Annotated in this window: 3 protein-coding genes; 2 read left to right on the top strand and 1 reads right to left on the bottom strand. The window is 69.7% G+C overall.

Features of this window, described 5'->3' with window-relative positions:
* A partial coding sequence (locus tag VFF46_RS24005) for a LacI family DNA-binding transcriptional regulator (RefSeq protein WP_325039452.1) occupies positions 1–947 on the bottom strand: 947 nt, incomplete at its 3' end.
* A 156-nt stretch (positions 948–1,103) separates the two neighbouring features.
* Between VFF46_RS24005 and VFF46_RS24000 the strand changes: the two genes are divergently transcribed.
* Together VFF46_RS24000 and VFF46_RS23995 are read left to right on the top strand one after the other, a co-directional pair.
* Complete coding sequence (locus VFF46_RS24000) at positions 1,104–2,939, top strand: glycoside hydrolase family 127 protein (RefSeq protein WP_325039451.1); 1,836 nt, start codon at positions 1,104–1,106, stop codon at positions 2,937–2,939.
* Positions 2,940–2,941: 2 nt separating this feature from the next.
* Positions 2,942–3,824 (top strand): ABC transporter substrate-binding protein (locus VFF46_RS23995; RefSeq protein WP_325039450.1); only part of this gene is annotated, 883 nt, incomplete at its 3' end.

The raw sequence follows: 3,824 nt of genomic DNA, 5'->3' as shown, positions 1-3,824 counted from the left end.
GGGCCGGGGTGGGGGGTGCCGGCGATGGCGGCGAGGAGGAGGGTGGCGGTGCGGCGGCCCAGCTCTTCGAGTTGCATGTCGACGGTGGTCAGGGGTGGGCGGCTGGCCGCTGTCATCACCGACCAGTTGTCGTAGCCGGTGACCGCGACGTCGCCGGGGACCGAGCGGTCGAGTTCGCGGAGGCGGTCGCAGACGCCGCGGGCGATCTGGTCGCTGCCGCAGGTGATCGCGTCGAGGTTCGGGCGGTCGCGGAGCAGGGTGTCGACCGCCATCCGGCCCCAGCGCTCGCTCCACTCGCCGAACAGCGGTTGCCCGGTGAACGTCGTACTCGCCGCCTCCAGCGTGGCCGCGGCCCGGATCCGGGCGCTGAGGTGGGACTCCGGCCCGGTGACATGGGCGATCCGTTTCCGGCCGAGGGTGTGCAGGTGCCGCACGGTGGACGCGGCGCCTCCGTGGTCGTCGACGACCACCGAGGTGTCCGACGGATCGGTGGACGGGCTGAACGCGTACACCACCGGGATCGGTACGTCGATCGGCTCCCGCGGCTCGACCCGGCGGCCGGTCACGATGATGCCGTCCACCCGCCGGGAGACCAGCGACTTCAGGTAGTGCTGCTCGCGGAGCGGGTCGTCGCGGGTGTCGCAGAGCACCAGCGCCATCTCCCCGGCGCTGAGCGCGTCCTCGGCGCCGAGCACGATGGGTATGCTGAACCGCCCGGAGCTGTCGGTCGTGATCAGCCCGACCGTGAAGCTGCGCCCGGAGGCGAGCGCCCGGCCGCGGCTGTCCGGAACGAAACCGAGCTGCTCGGCCGCCAGCCGGACCCGCTCGATGGTCTCCGCGCGCAGCGGTCCGCGACCGTTGAGCGCCTTCGAGACGGTGCTCGTGGAGACGTCGGCGAGCTTCGCCACCTCCTTGATCCCGGGTGGACGGGTCCCCCGTGACGCCATACCGCAACTCCTTTCCTGAGTTTCCGGCACAGTATCCCAATCATCGCGGACGCCCGGAAAGTTATCCACAGGTAAGGGTTGACCTTCGGGCCGACGGTGCCTACCTTCGAGCAGGAAAACGTGTTCCGGATTTTCCTAAACTCAGGAGAACGCGCTATGACCTCTCGCAGCCCGGCCGCCACCAGCAAGGGCCGCAGGCATCCCCTCGGACTCGGTCAGGTCAGCATCACCGGCGGCTTCTGGGCGCCGCGGCAGGCGCGGAACGGCGCCGACGCGATCCCCAGCGGCCAGGACCAGCTGGAGAAGGCCGGCAACCTGCACAACCTCCGGCTCGCCGCCGGCATCGGCGAGGGCGAGGCGATCGGCCCGGTGTTCGCCGATTCCGACGTGTACAAGTGGCTCGAGGCCGCCGCCTGGGAGTACGGGCGCAACCCCGACGACGACTTGCTCAAGCGGATCCGTGACCTGACCGCGGTGGTCGCCGCCGCGCAGCGCGAGGACGGGTACCTCGACTCGGTTGTCCAGCTCCGGTACGGCGACGAGGGCCGCTACCAGCAACTCGTCTGGAGCCACGAGCACTACTGCGCCGGCCACCTCATCCAGGCTGCGGTCGCGACGGTCCGCTGTATCGGTGAGCGCGACCTCCTCGACGTGGCGATCAAGCTCGCCGACCACCTGTACGCGACGTTCGGCGACGGCAAGACCGTCGACGTGGACGGCCACCCGGTGATCGAGATGGCGCTCGTCGAGCTGTACCGGGAGACCGGCACGGCGACGTACCTCGAGCTCGCGAAGTGGTTCGTGGAGGCCCGCGGCCAGGGGATCATCGAGCGGCACGGGCACTCGCCGGCGTACTTCTCCGACCGGGTCCCGGTCCGCGAGGCGACCACGGTCGAGGGGCACTCGGTGCGCGCGGTGTACCTGGCCGCGGGTGCCGCCGACGTCGCGCTGGAGACCGGCGACACCGAGTTGCTCGACGCGCTCAAGGTGCAGTTCGAGCACATGTGGTCGACCAAGACGTACGTGACCGGCGGGTTGGGCGCGCGCTGGGACGGCGAGGCGTTCGGCGACGAGTACGAGCTGCCGGCGGATCGTGCGTACGCGGAAACGTGTGCCGCGATCGGCGGAATCCAGTGGGCCTGGCGGATGCTGCTCGCGACCGGCGAGGCGGTGTACGGCGACGCGATCGAGCGGATGCTGTACAACGGTTTCCTGGCCGGGGTATCGCTGTCCGGAACCGAATACTTCTACGTGAACCCGCTCCAGCTGCGCGGTGCGGCGTACCCGGACAACGGGCGCAGCCCGGCGCACGGGCGGCGCGGCTGGTTCGACTGCGCGTGCTGCCCGCCGAACATCATGCGCACGCTTTCCAGCCTGGACGGGTACCTCGCGACCAGCACGGACGACGCGATCCAGATCCACCAGTACGCCGCCGGCGTGATCAAGTCCGGCGGCGTCGAGCTGACCGTGGACACGGCGTACCCGTGGGACGGCACCGTCCGCATCACGAGCGCGACGCCGGCCACGGTCGAGCTGCGCATTCCTGCCTGGGCGGAGGGTGCGACTGTCAACGGACAGGCGGTCGACGCGGGTCGGTACGCCCGGGCGGAGGGGACCGAGATCGAGCTGGTCCTGCCGCTCACACCGCGCGTGGTGGGTGCGGATCCGCGGATCGACGCCGTGCGTGGATGTGTCGCGCTCGAGCGCGGGCCGCTGGTGTACGCCGTCGAGCAGGAGGACAACGCCGGGAACGTCGACGATCTGCATCTGTTGCCTGAGGCACCGGTCGCGTCGGAGTCCACGAAGCTGCTGGACGGCGTGACTGTGCTGAGAGCCAAGGGACGTGTTGGGACAGGGCATCGGCCCGGTTGGTCTTTCGCGCCGGATGCCGCGGACTCCGTGGGCGAGGAGGTCGAGGTGGTGGCGGTTCCGTACTACGCGTGGGCGAACCGGGAGATCGGTGCCATGCGCGTCTGGCTGCCGCGGGTGTAGCGGTGTTCACCCGGCGGAAGTTCCTCGGCCTCGGCGCCGCAGTGACCACGGCCGGCTTCGCGTCCAGCTGCAGCTCGGTGCTGCCCGAACCCGACGTCCGGGCGGCGGGGTTCGGGCAGGACTCGACCGGCACCGTGCAGGTCTGGTGCCGGGCGGCGACGCAGAGCGGTCTGACCGACCTGGTGAAGAAGTTCAACGCGTCCCAGCGCCGGCTCACCGTCGAGCTGACGCCGGTGCTGGACGCGCAGTACGTGACCAAGCTGGCGACCGCGATCCGCGGCCGGAGCGTGCCGGACCTGGTCGACATCGACGACATCAACTCGATGCTGTTCAACTACCGGGACGCGTTCACGGATCTGACGGAACCGCTGTCCGCACTCGCTTTCCGGGACAAGCTCAGCCCGGGCCACCTGCGGCTCGCGACCAAGGACCAGCGGGTGTACGGCGTTCCGTACCTCGCCGACAACTCGATGTTCTGGTTCAACACCGAGCTGTGCGACCGGGCGGGCGTCGACCCGGACCAGGCCGTCACGTCGTTCGGGAACCTGCTGGACGCGGCCCGGAAACTACGGAAACTCGGTGACGATATCTACGCCTGGAGTTTCCCGGCGAACAGCCCGGGCGCCCTCGGGTTCGTCGTCCAGCCGATGGTCTGGGCCGCGAAGACCGATCTGATCCAGGGAACGATCGGCAGTCAGTCGGGGCACATCGTCGGGAACGACGTGGTCCGGCAGATGCTCGAGCTGCACCGGCAGTTGTGGGTCGACGACCTGGTGCCGCGGGCGAACTTCTCCGACGACGCCTCGCGCTGGGGCAGCGATTTCCGGGCCGGAAAGGTCGGAATCTTTCCGTCGAACTACAGCGTGGTCGTTTCCGGGTCCGATC

This window comes from Kribbella sp., assembly GCF_035655035.1.
Classification (GTDB): Bacteria; Actinomycetota; Actinomycetes; order Propionibacteriales; family Kribbellaceae; genus Kribbella.
The sequence above is the reverse complement of the archived record's forward strand: the minus strand, read 5'-3'. Positions and strand labels throughout refer to the sequence as shown.